The organism is Rhizobium herbae, from assembly GCF_017873135.1.
Classification (GTDB): Bacteria; Pseudomonadota; Alphaproteobacteria; order Rhizobiales; family Rhizobiaceae; genus Pararhizobium; species Pararhizobium herbae.
Map to the genome: position 1 here is coordinate 71,918 of NZ_JAGGJV010000003.1, position 18,567 is coordinate 90,484.

At 62.0% G+C, this 18,567-nt stretch carries 13 protein-coding genes; 7 read left to right on the plus strand and 6 right to left on the minus strand.

The window, feature by feature from the left end:
* The first annotated feature begins 28 nt into the window (after positions 1-28).
* Complete coding sequence (locus J2Z75_RS09160) at positions 29-5,740, plus strand: translocation/assembly module TamB domain-containing protein (protein WP_209850896.1); 5,712 nt, start codon at positions 29-31, stop codon at positions 5,738-5,740.
* Here J2Z75_RS09160 and J2Z75_RS09165 read toward each other — a convergent pair.
* Together J2Z75_RS09165 and J2Z75_RS09170 are read right to left on the minus strand one after the other, a co-directional pair.
* Positions 5,737-6,042 carry a hypothetical protein gene (locus J2Z75_RS09165; RefSeq protein ID WP_209850899.1) on the minus strand — a complete coding sequence of 102 codons (306 nt, stop codon included), beginning with the start codon at positions 6,040-6,042 and terminating at the stop codon, positions 5,737-5,739. The genes J2Z75_RS09160 and J2Z75_RS09165 overlap by 4 nt on opposite strands.
* An 81-nt stretch (positions 6,043-6,123) precedes the next feature.
* The gene (locus J2Z75_RS09170) at positions 6,124-6,567 is read right to left on the minus strand and encodes an Lrp/AsnC family transcriptional regulator (protein ID WP_209850901.1); all 444 of its coding nucleotides are present in this window, start codon (positions 6,565-6,567) and stop codon (positions 6,124-6,126) included.
* 138 nt (positions 6,568-6,705) lie between these two features.
* Here J2Z75_RS09170 and rocF point away from each other — a divergent pair, with 138 nt between their 5' ends.
* The 4 genes from rocF (at position 6,706) to J2Z75_RS09190 (ending at position 10,238) form a co-directional block, all read left to right on the plus strand.
* Positions 6,706-7,641: an arginase gene (rocF, locus tag J2Z75_RS09175; protein ID WP_209850904.1), complete on the plus strand. Its 936-nt coding sequence runs from the start codon at positions 6,706-6,708 to the stop codon at positions 7,639-7,641.
* Between the two features lie 24 nt (positions 7,642-7,665).
* On the plus strand, positions 7,666-8,871 hold the full coding sequence (rocD, locus tag J2Z75_RS09180; protein ID WP_209850906.1) for an ornithine--oxo-acid transaminase: 1,206 nt from the start codon (positions 7,666-7,668) through the stop codon (positions 8,869-8,871).
* Between the two features lie 278 nt (positions 8,872-9,149).
* On the plus strand, positions 9,150-9,629 hold the full coding sequence (locus tag J2Z75_RS09185) for a chemotaxis protein CheW (protein ID WP_209850909.1): 480 nt from the start codon (positions 9,150-9,152) through the stop codon (positions 9,627-9,629).
* Positions 9,630-9,821: 192 nt separating this feature from the next.
* Entirely contained in the window at positions 9,822-10,238 is a 417-nt protein-coding gene (locus J2Z75_RS09190) for a hypothetical protein (RefSeq protein WP_209850911.1), read from the plus strand.
* 54 nt (positions 10,239-10,292) lie between these two features.
* Here the strand turns inward: J2Z75_RS09190 and J2Z75_RS09195 are convergent, their stop codons facing one another.
* Positions 10,293-11,672 (minus strand): virulence factor family protein, encoded by a 1,380-nt coding sequence (locus J2Z75_RS09195; protein WP_209850913.1) that lies wholly within the window; start codon positions 11,670-11,672, stop codon positions 10,293-10,295.
* Positions 11,669-14,269 (minus strand): bifunctional lysylphosphatidylglycerol flippase/synthetase MprF, encoded by a 2,601-nt coding sequence (mprF, locus tag J2Z75_RS09200; protein WP_209850915.1) that lies wholly within the window; start codon positions 14,267-14,269, stop codon positions 11,669-11,671. The genes J2Z75_RS09195 and mprF overlap by 4 nt, the downstream gene beginning before the upstream one ends.
* A gap of 216 nt (positions 14,270-14,485) precedes the next feature.
* On the opposite strand from mprF, the gene J2Z75_RS09205 reads away from it, so the two are divergent.
* Both J2Z75_RS09205 and J2Z75_RS09210 read left to right on the plus strand, forming a co-directional pair.
* Positions 14,486-15,289, plus strand: coding sequence for a potassium channel family protein (locus J2Z75_RS09205; protein WP_209852186.1), 804 nt, complete (start codon positions 14,486-14,488; stop codon positions 15,287-15,289).
* A 123-nt stretch (positions 15,290-15,412) separates the two neighbouring features.
* Positions 15,413-15,814 carry a hypothetical protein gene (locus J2Z75_RS09210; RefSeq protein ID WP_209850916.1) on the plus strand — a complete coding sequence of 134 codons (402 nt, stop codon included), beginning with the start codon at positions 15,413-15,415 and terminating at the stop codon, positions 15,812-15,814.
* A gap of 116 nt (positions 15,815-15,930) precedes the next feature.
* Here the strand turns inward: J2Z75_RS09210 and J2Z75_RS09215 are convergent, their stop codons facing one another.
* Both J2Z75_RS09215 and J2Z75_RS09220 read right to left on the minus strand, forming a co-directional pair.
* Positions 15,931-17,052 (minus strand): mandelate racemase/muconate lactonizing enzyme family protein, encoded by a 1,122-nt coding sequence (locus tag J2Z75_RS09215; protein WP_209850917.1) that lies wholly within the window; start codon positions 17,050-17,052, stop codon positions 15,931-15,933.
* A 14-nt stretch (positions 17,053-17,066) separates the two neighbouring features.
* On the minus strand, positions 17,067-18,566 hold the full coding sequence (locus J2Z75_RS09220; RefSeq protein WP_209850918.1) for an aldehyde dehydrogenase: 1,500 nt from the start codon (positions 18,564-18,566) through the stop codon (positions 17,067-17,069).
* Position 18,567: the final 1 nt, after the last annotated feature.

An 18,567-nucleotide genomic window follows, 5' to 3' on the forward strand; every position in this document is an offset into this window, starting at 1 on the left:
GCGACGCAACTTGCGCTATGGATGACCGATGAATCGTTTGCTCCGCTTTCTGAAGATCGCTTCGCGTTGGCTGGTTTACGGCCTCGGCTTTGGCCTTGTCGCCGTCGTGCTGCTTGCTCTCTTTGCCGGATTCACCGCACCTGGCGCGCGCTTTGTTGCAGCAATGATCGAGAAATACGCCTCGACACCGGACCAGATCGTCCGCATCAACGATCCGAGCGCATTGCTGACCGGTGATTTCACCGCCTCCAGCGTCACCCTGTTCGACAGCAAGGGCATCTACGCCGAAATCCGCGAAGTGGCGATCAACTGGTCGCCGACGGCGCTTTTCTCCAAGCGTTTCGATGCGGCAAAACTGTCCGCAGGGTCCGTGCGTCTCGAACGGTTGCCGATCCCCTCGCAGGAAACCCGCGAGGTCCGCCAGACCTTTGCTTTGCCGCTTGATGTGAAGATCGATGCCTTCGACCTGAAGGAAATTATCATCGGCAAGGATATTGCCGGGGTAGACCAGTTCCTCAGCGCGCAGGGCAAGCTGAACGCCACCAATGCCAGCATCGCCGCGGCCCTTGCCATCGCCCAGCGCGACCGGCCTGATGCCAAGGCCATTGCCGACATCGTCTTCAACCCCGCCGGTAACGAGCTGAAGCTGGAAACCACCATCACCGAGCCGAAGGGCGGTCTTCTCGCCAAGGCCATGCGCCTGCCCGGCGAACCCGCGGTCAGCATTTCCGTAACCGGCGACGGTCCGCTGACGAAATGGACCGGTGCGGCAACCGCGGCACTCGATGGCAATGAGGTGCTGAAGGTCGCTGGCGAGCACACGCTTGCCCCTGACGGTTTCCGCACCCTGTCGCTCAAGGGCGGCGGAACCTTCAGCAATCTCCTGCCGGCCGTTTTCAGGCCGCTTTTCGAAGGCACGACCGACATCGACCTGTCCGCAGCGCTCGACGGCACGACCATGCGTATTAATAGGGGTAATGTCTCGACCGGTGCTTTGACGTTCGCCGCCTCCGGCACCTACAGCACCGCGGGTCAAAACGACCTGCAGGCAAGCCTCACCGGCACGAATGGTCCGATTGACTTTCGTCTGCCGCTGGCAAAGGGCGAGGCGCAGCTTTCCATCAACAACGCCAGCGTTTCGCTGATCGGCGAGGCCCAGACGGCCGTCCTCGACATCGGCGCCGATATCGGCAAGGCGACGCTTCCACAGGGCGAAATCGACGCCATCAAGCTGCACGCCTATAGCGACGCCTTCAACCTCTCGACAAAAACGGGGCCGCTGAAAACCACGATCGAGACCGGCGCCACACGTTTCGTCAGCGCCGATATCGACCGGCTGATCAAGGGGCCGGTGAAGATCGACGGCACCGTTTCCGTCACCCCGGAAACGGTATCCTTCGATCCGGTCACGCTGGAAAGCGCCAGCGTCGGCGGCACATTGACCGGTTCCTATACGATTGCCGAAAACACGATTGCCACCGCCTTCAAGCTCTTTGCCGTTCCCGCCGTCCTGCCGCCGGCGCTGGCTGAAAAATTCGACACGACCATCTCCATGACCGGCAATCTGGGCACCGGCGCGAACGGCAACCTCACTGTCAGCGACCTGGTGCTAAAGTCCGGAACCATCGAGGCCACCGGATCGGCAGCACTCGAAACCGGAAACCTGACGGCGGCCATCAGCGGCACGGTTCCGGAAATCGGCAAATTCCTCGCCAACGCCAAGGGCGCCGCCAATTTCAAGGCGGATGTCAACGGACCGCTCGATGCCCTGGCCGTCAAGGCCGAGGTGACAGCGAACGGCGCAACGCTTGCCGGTCGCACCCTCAACGATCTTGCCGTCAACGCCGATGCGACAGTCGGCCAGAACGGGCCGAACGCAACGATCACCGCAACAGGTACGCTCGACGGGCAGGCAATCAACGCCAAGGCCGATATCGCCTCCGCCAAGGGCAGCACCAGTCTTCCGTCGATCGAAGCGGCGATCGGTGAGAATACGCTGAAGGGCTCGCTGGACCTGACGCAGGATTTCCAGCCGAACGGTTCCATTGCCTTCAATTTCCCGGACCTCGGCCTGCTGGCCGCAATGGCCGGCCAAACGGCCTCCGGCGACCTTGCGGGCAGCGCCAGCATCAAATCGGAAAATGGCATCACTTCCGTTGCCGTCAAGGCCAGCGGCGCCGGCATCACCCGTGGCGATCTGGTGATCAGCAAGCCGGCCGCGGACATCACCATAGCCGACCTGAAGGCTCTGGCGATCAAGGGCGCCGTAACGGTGGAAGAGGTCAGGCAGGGCGACAATCGCCTCGCCGGCCTCAAGCTTGGCTTCGAGCAGCAAGGCCCGAAAACCAATTTCGCGCTCGACGGCACCTATGACGCCGCCCCGCTCACGGCACGCGGCGACCTGCAAAGCGCTGGCGGCAAGACGACGATCAACCTCCAGTCCTTTGCCGCTGCGCCAAAGAAAATCCCGCTGCAACTCGCGAGCCCGACAACGATCACGATCGAGAACGGCACGGTCAATCTCCAGGAATTAGCGATCGCCGCTTCCGGCGGCACGGTAACGCTGAACGGCAGCGCCGGCGAGAAGCTCGACGTAACCGCCAAGTTCGCGGGAATCGACGCCCGCCTGCCGCTGAAAGACGGCGAGGTCCATGTGGTGCTCGATACGGGCACGGCGTCGATCAAAGGGGACATGCAATCCGCCGCCCTCGACGTGCAAGCCATCGTCGGCCAACTCGCCTTGCCGCAGGGCCGACTTGAGGCGATCAAGCTCACCGCACACAGCGACACCTTCAACCTGTCCACCCGCAGCGGCCTCGTGAAAACCAGGATCGAGACGGGAACTACGCAGCTCGCCAACGCCGATCTCGACAGGCTGGCCAAGGGACCGCTCAAGGTCGAAACCACGCTGGACGTGTCGCCGGAACGGATCGGTTTCGATCCCGTCACCGTCAAAAGCACCAATCTCGGCGGCACGCTTCAAGGCTCGTTCGACGTTGCCGCGAATGCCCTGAATGCCGGGTTCAACCTCTCCGTCCTTCCCGCCGGCCTGCCGACATCGCTTTCGCCCAAATTCGATACGCCGTTGACGCTTTCCGGCATGGTGACCACCGGCGCGGACGGCGCCGTCGATGTCACCAGGCTGGCCGTCGCCTCCGGAACCATTCAGGCGGCCGGTTCGGTCGGCCTCAAGGCTGGAAACCTGACGGCTGCGGTGACCGGGACATTGCCGGACCTCGGCAAGGTACTGGCCGACGCCAGCGGCATTGCGGACTTCAAGGTCGATGCTTCCGGTCCGCTCGACAATCTCGGCATCAAGGCCGAGGTCACCTCCAGCGGCGCGACGCTGGCCGGCCGCACGCTCAGCGACCTCCAGCTGACCGCCGATGCCACCGCCAATCCGAAAAACCCGCAGGCAAAAATCAAGGCCACCGGCGCCCTCGGTGGCCAGGCAATCAATGTCAACGCGGAACTCGTCTCGGAAGAAGGCCGCACCAGTGTCCCGGTTCTTCAGGTTCAGGTCGGCGACAACAAACTGAACGGCAAGATCCAGTTCACCACAGATTTCCTGCCGCAAGGGACGATCGATTTCACGTTCCCGGATGTCGGCCTGCTCGCCGCCATGGCCGGCGAAAAGGCCTCCGGCGACATGGCAGGCTCCGCATCGATCAACAGCGACGGCGGCACGACCTCGATTGCGCTGAAGGCCAGCGGCTCGGGCATCAAGCGCGGCGATCTCGTCATCACCAGACCGGTCGCCGACATTACCATCGCCGACCTGAAATCGCTGGCGGTCAAGGGCAATCTCTCCGTCGAGACCTTCGCGCAGGGGCAGAACCGCGTCAGTGGCCTGAAGCTCGATTTCGTCCAGCAGGCGGGCAAGACCAATGTCACGCTCGACGGCCGATATGACGGGGCACCGCTCAGCCTGCGCGCCGACATCCAGACGGCGGCCGGCAAGACCGTTGTCAACCTGGCGTCCTTCGCGGCAGCACCGAAAAAGATCCCGGTGAAGCTGTCGGCACCGACGGTGATTACCATCGAAAACGGCATTGTCAGCCTGCAGAAGCTGACGATCGCCGCCTCCGGCGGCACGATCGCGGTCACCGGCTCGGCCGGTGAAAAGCTGGACCTCGACGTCAATCTCAACGCTTTGCCAGCCAGCCTTGCCAATACCTTCGTCCCATCTCTGGGTGCGGACGGCGCCATCAGCGGCACTGTCGGCGTCAAGGGAACCTCCGCGGCACCGGTCGTGGCCTATGACCTGCGCTGGGCCAATGCAGCCATTGCACAAGCAAAGTCCGCCGGCGTCGGAGCGCTCGACATTGCCGCCAAGGGCCAGTTTGCCGACAACAGCGTGACGCTCGACACCACGATCAACGGCGCCGGTGGCCTCACCTTCAAGGGCGGCGGCAAGGTCGGTATTGCCGGCAACAGGCCGATCGATATGAAACTCTCCGGCAACCTGCCCTTCAGCCTCGCAGCCGGGCTTCTTGCGCAGCAGGGCTTTACGCTGACCGGCGCCGCCAATGTCGATGTGTCCATCAAGGGCGCAGCCACGGCACCGCAAATTAACGGCACGATCTCGACTTCCGGCGCGCGCCTTGTCGATGTCCGCCGCAATCTCGCAATCACCGACCTCACCGCCAACGTGTCCCTCGACGGCAAGCAGGCGGCTATCCAGAAGCTCTCCGGAAAGCTTGCCAGCGGCGGCTCGCTCGATGTCAGCGGTACGATCGGCATCACGCCCGGCTCCGGGTTTCCGGCTGATCTTTCCATCCGCCTCGACAACGCCACCTATGTCGATGGCAGCCTGTTCACGGCCAATGTCGATGGCGCCATGACCCTGAAGGGTTCGTTGACGGCAACGCCGGTGCTGGGTGGAAAGGTCACCATCCAGAAGGCCGCCATTACCATCCCGGAAAAACTGCCGGCATCGCTGTCGGAAATCAACATCAAGCACAAGAATGCCCCGGCCAAGGTCCGGCAGATGCAGGCGGACGTCCGCAACGACACGGTGAGCGGCGGCGGGCCCAAGAGCGGCGGCGTTGCCTTCGATCTTGCCGTCAGCGCGCCCGGAAAGCTCTTCGTTCGCGGACGCGGCATCGACGCGGAGCTGGGCGGCGACCTGACCATCCGGGGAACCGCAGCCGAACCGGCGGTTTCCGGCGCCTTCCAGATGCGGCGCGGCCGGCTGGAAATCCTCGGCAAGCGGCTGAATTTCGCCGACGGCACGATCAGCTTCGGTGGAAACCTGATCCCGACGCTCGACCTCGACGCCACGTCGACGGCCGGCTCGACGACGATCACCGTCAACGTCGCGGGCCTTGCCAACAATCCGACCATCACCTTCTCGTCGTCGCCCGCCCTGCCGCAGGACGAAATCCTGGCGCAGCTGATCTTCAACCGGTCGCTGTCCAACCTGTCGGCCCTGCAGATCGCGCAGCTTGCCAGCGCCGTCAGCGAACTGGCCGGCGGCGGTTCCAACTCGCTTCTGAGCGGCCTGCGCAACAAGCTCGGCGTCGACGATCTCGACGTTTCCACCGATGCCACTGGCGGCGCCACCGTGACCGCCGGCAAATATCTCAACGATCGCACCTATCTCGAACTTCAATCCGGTGCCGAGGCCGGCGGCGGCAAGGCGATCATCAACCTCGACGTCGGCCGCGGCGTCAAGCTGCGCGGCGAAGCAGGCAGTAGCGGCGCGGGTGGGGGGATTTTCTATGAGAAGGAATATTAAGGCGGAGTGGATCGAACCGGTGCGTCAGTCAATTCTTTCAGCCAATCGACAAAATCCTCTTCCCCATAGAGATAGGGTCTGTCCCCACCGTGCGCATCAGCGCCAGCCAACAGCGTAATCGCGTCCCACACAGGCCAGTCATGAATCCGGACGTCAACGCCGGGGGTCTGGTCCGCGAGTAGCCAATACAGCGCCCAGTTTGCGGTATCATCGGGCACAGATCTTCCTTCTGCGAGAGCTGTCAACTTCTCGATCACTTCAACTCGGCTCGGCAAGTCGACGTAAGTTACGGTGTCCTTCATTAAAAACTCCAACTCCATTTGATCACCAGTAAACGTTATCAGAAGGCCGAATTGTCTATTCCACTGCTCGTCTAATCTGGCCTAAAACGCCGCCGAGATCTTGCTCGTCTTCAGCAGGATATTCGTTTCCGTCAGATTGATCCCGTCGATCAGCCGTATCAGGCGCAGCGTCTCGTCGAAGGTGCCAAGGTCCTTGTCTTCCAGCTCGGCGATGAAGTCCCAGCGGCCGTTGGTGGAATGAAGGGCGCGCACCTGCGGCAGGCCGCGCAGCTGCGTCGCCACACGGTCGGCCATCTTTCCGTGGATCTCGATCATCACGATTGCCCGCACGCCGCTGCCGGAAAGTTCGGCCCCTGTGCGGATCGTGAAGGCGGCGATCGTACCGGATGCCACCAGCCTTTCGATACGCGCAGCGACCGTGGCCCGCGAGGCGCCGGTGGTGGCGGCAAGCGACGACACAGGCGTGCGGGCGTTGTGACGCAAGGCGCTGATCAGGGAATGGTCGAGATCGTCGAGGCTTATCATTTTGCCTATCCGTACTTATCATAGTGTCGATTATTGCCTTCTATTTGCCAGTTTTCCATCTATTTGCCAACGCTTAAACCCGTATACTCCGCACACAAGCCGGGCAAACCGGCATCACGCAAACCTGCGGGGAAAATCATGGCTGACCCTAAGAAGAAGATCACGCTGATCGGCGCACCGATCGAAGAAGGCTCCGGCCGCCGCGGTTGCGCCATGGGCCCGGCCGCCCTGCGCATTGCCTGCCTCGACACGACGCTGGCCGACCTTGGCCATACGGTCACCGACGACGGCGACCTGAAGCCGCTGCCGGCCCGCGATCTTCCCAACCACAAGGGCGCCAACAACCTGCAGATCGTTGCCGCCTTCACCCGTGCGCTCGATACCGCAGTCCACGATGTTGCCCGCGCCGGCGGCGTTCCGATCATCCTTGGCGGCGACCATGCTCTAGCCATGGGCTCCGTCTCCGGCATGGCCCGTCACGCCGCCGATGTCGGCCGGCCGCTCTTCGTTCTCTGGCTCGATGCCCATGCCGATTTCAATTCGCCGGCAACGACGCCCTCGGGCAACATGCACGGCATGCCGGTCGCCTTCTTTTGCGGCGAGGCCGAATTCGCGCCGATCCTCGACAAGGACCGCCCCTTCGTCGATCCGAAGAAGGTCTTCCAGGTCGGCATTCGCTCCGTCGACGAGCGCGAGCGCGAGGAAATCGCCAAGCATGGCGTCAACGTCTTCGACATGCGCGCCATCGACGAGACCGGCATGGCCCATATCATGCACGAGATCATCGCCACGGTGAAAGCCGCCAACGGCCTGCTGCATGTCAGCCTCGACGTCGATTTCCTCGATCCGGAATTCGCCCCCGGCGTTGGTACGACCGTTCCGGGCGGCGCGACGTTCCGCGAAGCGCACCTGATCATGGAGATGCTCTGTGACACGGGCCTCGTCTCCTCGCTCGATCTGGTCGAACTCAACCCCTTCCTCGACGATCGCGGCAAGAGCGCCCGCATCCTTGTCGAGCTGACGGCAAGCCTGTTCGGGCGCCGCATCCTCGATCGCCCCACCCGCAGCGCCTGAGCCCCAAAGCCTATGGAGAACCGCATGAACACGACCAATGCACTGATCGAAACCGAATACCGGCTGGGCGCACACAACTACAAGCCGATCGACGTGGTTCTGTCGCGCGGTGAAGGCGTCTATGTCTGGGACCTCGACGGCAACCGCTATCTCGATTGCCTGTCGGCCTATTCCGCCGTCAACCAGGGCCATTGCCACCCGAAGATCCTCGCCGCGATGGTGGAACAGGCAAGCAAGCTGACGCTGACCTCGCGCGCTTTCCGCAACGACCAGCTGGCGCATTTCTACGAGGAACTGGCAGCGCTCACCGGCAGCCACAAGATCCTGCCGATGAACTCCGGCGCCGAAGCCGTCGAAACCGCCGTCAAGGCGGTGCGCAAATGGGGCTACGAGGTCAAGGGTGTCGCGGAAAACAAGGCCGAGATCGTCGTCTGCTCCAACAATTTCCATGGCCGCACCATGGGCATCGTCGGCTTCTCGACCGACCCGGATGCCCGCAGCGGCTTCGGCCCCTTCGCGCCCGGCTTCAAGACCGTGCCATTCGGCGATATCGAAGCGTTTCGCGCGGCGATCAACGAGAACACCGTCGCCTTTCTGATCGAGCCGATCCAGGGCGAGGCCGGCGTGATGATCCCGCCGCAGGGCTATTTCCCCGAGGTCCGCGCTCTTTGCTCCAGGCACGGCATCACGCTGATCCTCGACGAGATCCAGACCGGTCTCGGCCGCACCGGCAAGCTGCTCGCCGAGGAGCATGAAGGCATCGAAGCCGACATGACGCTGATCGGCAAGGCGCTCTCCGGTGGCTTCTATCCGGTTTCCGCAGTGCTTTCAAACTCCGAGGTGCTTGGTGTGCTCAAGCCCGGCCAGCACGGCTCGACCTTCGGCGGCAATCCGCTGGCCTGCGCCATTGCCCGCGCGGCCTTGAAAGCGCTGACCGAGGAAGACATGATCGGCAACTCCGCCCGCATGGGCGACCGCTTCCAGAACGGCCTGAAGGACATCCGCTCCAACATCATCAAGGAAGTTCGCGGCCGCGGCCTGATGCTGGCTGTCGAGCTCGTGCCGGAAGCCGGAGGCGCCCGCAAATATTGCGAAGCGCTGAAGGAACGCGGCATCCTCGCCAAGGACACGCACGGCGACACCATCCGCATCGCCCCGCCACTGGTCATTACGCAAGACCAGGTCGACTGGGCGGTCGAGCAGTTCGCCGGTGTTCTGACGTCAAACTGAGGATGAGGAATGTGCATCGGCCGACGCCGATGCACATTCCTCTGGCACCAAAAAGCATCTCTTAACGATTTTTGATATAAGGTTCTTTTCAAGGCGCGAACGGCTATCAGGCCGTGCATGACGCATCGCCCCCGACCGGATGTAACCGGCATTCCAGACAATTTATCTGACGCAGCAAGCGCCAAGCGGAGGAATCCGCGAGCAACATGCAGCCGCAGACTGTCTTGAAGCTAGGCGCCAGAACGCCAGCCGAAAGCCGCAACGGGAAGGAACCGCAGATGACGAATGCATTGAAAATGGCAGGTTTCGACGGCGAAACGCTGGAGATCATCGCCTTCCGCCTTCACGATCAGGAATTCTGCGTGAAGACGACGACGATCCGCGAAATCCGCGGCTGGGCCCCCTCGACGCCGATCCCGCATTCGCCGGCCGACGTTCTCGGCGTCATGAACCTGCGCGGCACGGTCATTCCGATCATCGACCTTGCCCACAAGCTCGGCATGAAGAGCACCGTTGCCAACGAGCGCAGCGCCATCGTCGTCGCCGAAGTCCACAACATGGTCATCGGCCTTGTCGTCGACCGCGTTTCCGACATCCTGACCGTCCGCGGCGACCAGGTGCAGCCCGTCCCGGAAATCACCACGTCCTTCGACAAGAGCTATGCGGAAGGCATCATCGCCAACGAAACCGGCATGATCTGCTTCCTCAATCTCGCCCGCATGTTCAAGGAACGCGAACTGGACGACGTGGCGGCCTGATCGCTGCCTCTCCATTCTCCTGATGAAGAGCGGCTCCGGCCGCTCTTTTTCGTTTCAGGCGGTTGTGTCGCCCCCTCGCGTTCTTACCGCCACCGGAGACCCCGCCGCCATACTTGCGGATATGCCTGCCACGCGGAACAAAACCCATCCGGGACTGTTATCAACCGCAACTCATTCACGGAGGCAATTGCCATGCAAGTAATCGGCACGCAGGTCCACCCGCAAGTTTCATCCGGGTTCATGACCGTTGAATTCGTCGGCGAAGGCGGCGATGTCATCTCCGTTCAGATGCACAACGGCGAAAATGACGGTCTTAACCGCCTTAACGCGATCGAAAAAGCCAAGGCGATGATGCTGCAGGTGGCGACTTTCCATCAGCCGGACGATGAGGCGGCAGAAGACGACACCAAGCACCATGGCGCATCCGAAGGGGAATCCCCGGCAGTCATATCGCTGCGCAGCGCCAGGACCGCAAATGACACCGGCATGCTGGAAGAGCAGCTCGACGAGGGTCTGGAAGCATCCTTTCCGGCGAGCGACCCGGTTTCGGCAACCGTCAGCACCATATCGGGCGGCCGCACGGCTTCCGAAGAACCCAAGAAGCAATAACCCGCTTTCAGCTTCTCGTTCTGGAACCTAGGTACAATTGTCAGGTTCAATATTTCAAGGTTTGGCCTTTGCAGCCAGCCTGCGATCGTACCCATCAAGAAGGCGCTTGGCCAAGGCCGGATAGTCCTCATCGAAATGATGGCCGCCTTCGATGGGAATAACCTCTATGCCGGTTCCCTTCAGGGTCGGGCAGACATCGTCGTCGTCCTCTGTCCCGTAGATACATTGCACGAGAGCGGGGTTAATCTTGGCGATGTCATCCGCCGGATCACCGGCGCCGTCCGATCCGGTAGCGCCAAGCCAGCCAAGTACGGAGATCTTGTAATCCACCTGGTGGGACACCGCCATCAGGGATACCTGCGCAATCCTGTCGCGATCTGCCTGCGGCAGGAGATTGTAGGTCCGGGGCAGGATATCCGCGCCGAAGGAATAACCGATCAGCAGGATATGCTTCACATTCCAGCGCTTGCTGTAGAGCGCGATGATGCGATGCAGGTCGTCGGCGGTTTCCTGGGGCTGGCGCTCGGACCAGAAGTAGCGCAGCGAATCGACGCCGACCACCGGCATTCCCTGCTGCTGCAGGATATCGCCAACCTCCTTGTCGATATCGCGCCAGCCGCCGTCGCCGGAATAGACGATCGCCATCGTATCCCGCGTCGGCTTGGCATCGAGCACGGTCAATGGCAGGCCGAGCGGATTGTCGTCGCCTGCGGACGCAGAGACGAGAGCCGACAGTGCGTCGGAAAAAGCCTTCCACATGTCGTCATCCGTTTCCGTGATTTCGATATCGCTGTGTTTGGCGGTCAACTCGGCAACATGCGCGCGGCCGTCGGCTGGCGCCGCACCAGTGAAGAGCACCGTAATTGGATCGGGCAGCGCGCCGTCGGTGAGGCCATAGATCATATGGTCGCCCACCGTTTTCTTGTCGGCCGGCGTGCACAGCTCTTTGGTGAGGGCGATGCCGGCTTCGGGGTCTACTGCCAATGTCTGGCCGATTGTCGCCGCAGGCGTCTGCGCGGCAATTGCAAGGGCAAGCGCGCCGCCGGCACCGGCGCCCGCCACGATCGGCAGGTGATAGTCGGTGTTCTTCGCCGCACGCTGGACCTCCTGGCTCAGCGCCTCGATATCCGACACCATATAGACGCACTCACCGTCATCCTTTGCCAGAGAAGCCAGATAGCTCGGCAGATCGATGCCGATAACCAGCGCCCCGCCGCCGGTGAGGCTCTTGGCAAGTGCATCCTCCTTGTCCGACCAGCCGGTTTTATCCGAGATCAGGACGACGGCAGCGGCGACATCGCCGTCAGGCATCAGAATATGCGGCGACGGAATCATGCCCGTATCGAACGCGGCCGCGTCCTCGCAGCGGGCTCCGGATGCGGAGAAAAGCAGACCAGCGGCAAAAACGGCATGACGACAGGTTTTCCAGATCATTTCTTCACAATCCCCTTTACACCGCCGCCGATGAGAAATGTCGCATCCATGAGTGCCAGCACAGGATTGATACCACCACCCGCCGCCATATAGCGAGGCTGCCATTGCGGATGAAACTTGGACTTGAAAGCCTTCAATCCCTTGAAATTATAGAAGCGTTCGCCGTGTTCGAAAACCGTGCGACCGACCTTGTCCCAGACCGGCGACGAACGGCGCTCCGAGAGGCCGGCCAGAGGCGCCATGCCGAGATTGAAACGCTTGAAGCCCTTGCCGCGCAAATATTCCATCAGGGAGACGAAGAGAAAATCCATCGATCCCTTCGGCGCCTCCGGCAGGAAGCGCATGAGGTCGATCGTGCCTTCCTCGCAGACATCCGTCACCAGGATATTGGCAAACGCCACGATCCGGCCGTCAAGCCGCAGAATTCCGACCGGCTGGGCGACAATATAGTCCTTGTTGAACGCTCCCAGCGAAAAGCCCTTTTCCTTGGCGCGGTGATGCGCAAGCCATGCATCCGATACGGAGACCAGTTCGTCCATGATCGCCGGAATATCTTCGGGTTCGACGACCGAAAACTGCAGCCCGTCCCGTTGCGCCCGGCTGACGGTCTGCCGCAGGGTGGCCCACTTGCCGCCCTTCAGCTCGAAGGTGGTGAGGTCCGCTGTGGCCAGTTCGCCGAGGCGGAATGCACGCAACCCCGCATCCGCGTAATAGGAGAGCCCGGCGGGCGATACCTGATAGAATACCGGCCGGCAGCCGCAGGACCGCGCTTCCTCGATGAACCGCCAGATCAGATCCGGCCATGCATCACGCGGGCCGACCGGATCGAACAGAGCGATCCAGGAGCGGGCCTGCCGCCCATACATGATGAAAGCCCGGCCATCGGCCGAAAACATCAGGCTCTTGTCGCCCATCCGCACCAGATTGGCATCCGACATATCCTGCGCGCGGACAATGGCGATCGCTTTTTCCATCTCCTCTGCCGATGAAGCCTTGAAAGAGCCTTTTGCGGGCCGTAACAGGCTCCACAGCGCCGCCGCGCCGGAAAAGATCGTCAATCCCAGCACCGCACGAAGGCCGCGCGGCGCTTCCTCCGACAGTTCGAACTGCCACCAGAGCGTATTGCTGTATTCCACGTCGCGATAGACGAACAGCAGAACGATCACCGCGAAAGCACAGAGCGCCAGCATCGCCGTCAGCCACGGCACCGTCAGCCGTTCGTTCGACAGGTTCGCCGGCCTGTCGAACATGCGGTGCGTGGCAAGCAGGCTGACGATGAAAAATGCCAGCAGGCTCGCCTCGATCAGGGCAACGGCCTTGAGGAGAGAAAACAGCAGCGCGACGACGGCAACGACGAGCGCCGCCCACCAGGCGCTGTCCAGCTGCCGGGCAAGACCGCGGGCGATGATGACGAGGACGAGGCCGAGAAGGCTCGCCAGAAAATGTGCGCCTTCGATCACCGGCAGCGGCACATAGTCGGCAAGGAATGCCAGATTGTCGTCCGGTGTCGGGGTGACGCTCGAAAACACCAGCATGGCTGCCAGAATGAGAGCGAGTGTCGCCAGCAGAAGCGGCGTCAGCCTGGCCCCAACCCGGCGCAGGCTCGAAGCGACCGGCTTGTGATAGAGGCTGCGCAACTCGGCGCCGATGACGAAAATGACCGCCAGCAGAAGCGGCAGGACGTGGTAGATGAGGCGATAGAGGACCAGCGCGCCGAGGACCGTGTCGACATCGGCTGCCTGGCCGAGCGCAGCGACTATCACGGCCTCGAAGACGCCGAGCCCTGCCGGCACATGGCTGAGAACGCCCAGCCCGACGGCCACCGCATAAATGGCAAGGAATGCCGGCCAGCCGATGACCCCGTCGGGCAGGAGTACGTAGAGGACGGAGGCCGAGGCCGCGATGTCGAGCACGGTGATGAGGAACTGGCGCGACGCCGTGCGCGAATCGGGAATGCGCAGCGAAAAACGCCCCAGCTGCAAGGCCCGATTGTCACGCCCCGCCACCATCAGAGCTGCAAGAGCGGTCAGTATCAGCACGGCAATGGCGCGCAAGGCAGGCGAACTCACGCCGACGAGCGGCGCGACTTCCGGGGCGATCATCAAAAGGCTGAGGGAGGCGACGCTTGCAAGTCCGAGCCCGAAGGCAAGGGTGACGAACGCGATGACGCCGGCGATTTCCTCCGGCCTCAAGCCCAGACGGGAATAGGCGCGATAGCGGATGGCGCCGCCGCTCAACGGGCCGAAGCCTGCCGTATTGCCGACGGCATAGGCGGCAGAGGCTGTCAGCGCGACGTCGGCATAGGGCAGCTTGCGTTTGAGGTAGATCAACGCCCCGACATCGTAAAAGGTCAAGGCGAAGAAGCTCAAGGCGGTAAAGCCGATGGCAAGCGCGACCGACGCCGCGCTGGTCTCCCCGAGCGCGGACATCACGTCCTCGTAGCGGACTTCGCTCGTGAGGTGGAAGATCGCGTAGCCGGCGAGCGCCAGAATGAGAATCGTGGCTGCCGCCGCCAGCAGCCGGCCTTGCAGAAACACCCGCTGAATCACGGTTTGAGCCCCGTTGGACTCATCGTTTTTATCGATCGTATTGGACATGCGGCACCTGGCAAAGCATTTTAAACGGCAACATCGGCGACGATATACATCCCGGCCGGCCGCAAAATAAAGTGAACTTCCTGTAACATTCAGGTTCCGATTTTCAACCCTTGAGAACCCGCAAGAAAGGGGCATGGCGATATCTGGAAAAGAACTATGGCGGAACTGTGCGTGCTTGGCATTGACCGTTGCATCTCGCCGGCCTATCCCGTTTTCATGACAGAGCAGATCGATACAGAAATACCGGAAGGACCGATATTGAGCACTCTGCGCGCCCGCCTGCGCATGCTTTATCTCGGAACCAGCGCACGGGCGATCCAGTTCCAGATCACCATGGCGGTGGTCGATCTTGCCATCATCATTTTCTTTCTCCTCGGACCCTATTTCAGCGCCGGAAGAACTTACCTCATCATCGACTACGCGATCGCCGCCCTGATCGCCTTCGAACTCGGCGCGCGGGCGCTGATCGCCTCGAATCTCAAACGCTGGCTGACGCGGCCGATGACCTGGGTCGATATCGCTATCCTGGCGACGCTGCTGTTTCCGACCCAGTTTTCCAACTTCGCCTTCCTGCGCGCCTTCCGCATCTGGTCGCTCGGCCAAAGCAAGGTATTCACGCTTTTGATCAAGCGGGCGGGCTATGCCGAATGGGAAGACATCATCCGCGCCTGCATCAACTTCCTGACTTTCCTGTTCCTCGTCACCGGCTTCGTCTACACGGCATTTTTCTATCACGTGGCGGGCGCCGAAGGTTTCGTCGATGCGCTCTATTTCACCGTCGCCACCATAACGACGACCGGGTTCGGCGATATCACCCTGCCCGGCACGCTTGGCAAGCTCACCTCGATCGTCACGATGATCTTCGGCATCTCATTGTTCGTGCGGCTGGCACAGGCAATCGTACGACCCCACAAGGTGGTTTTCCCCTGCCCGCAATGCGGCCTGCAGCGCCATGACGCCAACGCCGTGCATTGCAAGGCCTGCGGGCACGTATTGAATATTCCGGATGAGGGGAATTGAAGTCTACCTGACTTGAACGAGGTATCGCTCGGCCTCAGCAAAGGAAACACCCAAATTTGTCCCTCTCTATACCTTGGCTTGAATGCTAATATTCACTCCGGGGCAACACTTGGGGGAATACAAATGCCGCGCGTCGCACAGCTCTACTTTCGCACCGCCATCATTTTCCTGATCGTCGGAATTTCGATGGGTCTCAACATGGTCATCTCGCAGGATCATAGCGCCATCGGCGCGCATGCCCACGCCAATCTGCTCGGCTGGGTGACGATGGCAATCTTCGGCGGATACCACGCTCTGAACCCGGCCAAGGCAGAACGGCGGATCGCCATGATCCAGTATTTTGTCTACACCACCGGCGTGGCGTTGATGGTCCCCGCGCTCTACCTCATGCTCACGGGCAATCCTTCCATGGAGCCCGTGGTCGCGGTCGCATCGCTGATCACGTTCGCCGGGGTGCTGTTGTTCGCGGTGATCATCTTCAGTAGCGGAACTGTCGAGACCCGCCCGACCGCCGTTGCGCGCTAAGAGACATCCGACTTTCAACCCCCGCTCTTCGTCTGCCACGTTCTGGAACACGTGGAGAACGGTCATCTGTTTGGCAATTGCGATCCGTCGATGTGTGACGCTGTGGACAATGACGCTTAAACCCGCGTCGCCTTCAGCCGCTCCTCGTCCAGCACAATACCCAGCCCCGGCGCCTCGCCCAGTTCCAGCCAACCGTCCTTGTGCTTCAGCGGCGAGACCATCGGATAGTCGCGGCGCTCCTCGCTCCATTCCGGATTGTCGTAGGGATATTCGAGGAACGGCGCATCGCCGGCACCGGCCGTCAGATGCGCGTTGGCCAGAACGCCGATGCCGTTGGTCCAGGAATGGGGCGTGAACATCACACCGGCTTCGCGGGCCTGATAGGCAAGACGCCGGCAACCGGTGATGCCGCCGACCAGCGCCACGTCGGGCTGGATGACGTCGAAGGCGCGCTCCTCGATGATATCGCGGAACTCATAGAGTTCGCGGGTCATCTCGCCGCCGGCGATGCGGACCGAAGTCGCATCCGAGAGCCGCCGCATGCCTTCGCGGTCTGAACGGAACAGCGGCTCTTCCATCCAGTAGATATCGAGCTTTTCCAGTTCCTTCGCAACAGTCAACGCATCCTTGAACGTCCAGGACAGCGTCGTGTCCCACGGCATGCGCCAGCCCTGATTACAATCGACCATCAGCTCGAGCTTGTCGCCGACGCGCGCGCGCACGGCCTCAAGCGCCTTGATATCCGCCTTCCAGCTGCCGCGACCGCCGGTCGAGGAGGAAAAGCGCACTTTCATGGCCGGGAAGCCTTCCTCGATATAGCGCTCGGCCTGATCGGCCATCGCCGACGGGTCGCGCAGCACACCGGAGGAGGCATAGAGTCTGACCTTGTCGGCGCGGCCGCCGAGCATGCGCCAGACGGGCTCGCCGGTAATCTTGCCCGATAGGTCCCACAGAGCGAGATCCATCGGCCAGCAGCGGCCATAGTGGAAGCTGATATGCGACAGCACCTCGTAATGCCGCTCCAGATGGCGCGGGTCCTGCCCGATAAACAGGTCCTCATGCCCCTCGAAGCCCTTCATCAGGTCGCCGGAGCCGATGCCCTCGCGGCCCTCGTCGTCCCGAACGCGAACGATGGTCGCATCGAAATGCTGGCGCGGACGGCCGTCCCAGCTTGCCTTGAAGGCCGGATCCAGCGGCAGGCGGTGATGGGTGATCTCGATGGAAACGATCTTGCTCATGGCTCTTGCTCCCCTCAGCCGAAATGCTGCCAGATGGTCTTGTAGTCGCAATATTTGTCGATCGCATGCACCGAGCGGTCGCGGCCGAAGCCGGACTGCTTGAAGCCGCCGAAGGGTGTCGCGAAATTCGCCATGTCGTAGGTGTTGATCCAGACCGTGCCGGCATGCAGGCTTTCGGAGAAGCGATGTGCACGGTTCATGTCCGTGGTGAAGACGGCGCCGGCGAGGCCGTAGATCGTGTCGTTGGCGATCCTCAGCGCTTCCTCCTCGGTTTCGAAGGGGATGGCGGCAAGCACGGGACCAAAGATTTCCTGACGCGCCAGGCTCATGTCGTTGGTCATGTCGACGAAGACGCCGGGGGAGACATAATAGCCGCCGGTTTCCGACAGCACCCGCTCGGCGCCGAAGGCCCGGCGCCCGCCTTCCTTCTCGCCGGCCGCGATCATGGAAAGCACCTTGTTCATATGCTCCTCCTCGATCAGCGCCCCGATCTGGGCGGACGGCTCAAAGGGATGGGCAAGCGCGATGTCGCTCCTGGTGACGGCTTCGATCTTGGCAATTAAAGCGTCCTGTACAGAACGCTGAACGATCAGCCGCGTCGAGGCATGGCAGGTCTCGCCGGAATTGTAGAAGCAGCCCCAGGCGACAGCCGACGCTGCCGCATCGAGATCGGCATCGGCAAAGACCACCAGCGGCGACTTGCCGCCGAGTTCGAGCGCCACGCGCTTGACGTTGGACTGCGCCGCATAGCCCATGATCAGCTTGCCGACCTCGGTGGAGCCGGTAAAGGCGATCATGTCGACATCCATGTGCAGCGCCAGCGGTTTGCCGGTCTCCTCGCCAAAGCCGGTGACGACATTGAGCACGCCGGCCGGAAGACCGGCCTCGAAGCCGAGTTGGGCAAGGCGGATCGCCGACAGCGAAGACTGTTCGGCGGGCTTCAGCACGACGGAATTTCCGGCAGCAATCGCCGGTCCGAGCTTCCAGGCGTCGATGATCATCGGATAGTTCCACGGCGTGATGGCGCCGATGACCCCGATCGGCACTTTGCGCACGATGGCGCGCTCCGAGGGCGGCGTCGGGGCAACCTCGTCATAGAGTTTGTCTATCATCTCACCGTAAAACTGGATGCCATCGGCGCAAAGGCGCACATCGACGGTGAGCGATGCCATCACCGGCTTGCCGACATCGAGCGTTTCCAGCATCGCCAGTTCGTCGCCATGGTCGCGGATCAATTGCGCCCATTTCAGCATGATCTTCTTCTTTTCCGCCGGATCCTTGTGGCGCCAGACGCCGCTGGCAAAGGCCGCCCGTCCCGCTGTCACCGCCCGGTCGATATCGGCAGCGTTGCCGCGGGCAAGAACGCCACCCGGCTTTCCATCCATCGGACGGATGCGCGTGAAGGTCTGGCCGGAGGAGGACGCAGACAGTTCGCCATCGATGAAATGACGGCCTTCCGGCTTCAGCGCAGAGAGGACGTTTTCCCAGTAGTCGCGGGTATATGGCTTGGTCATG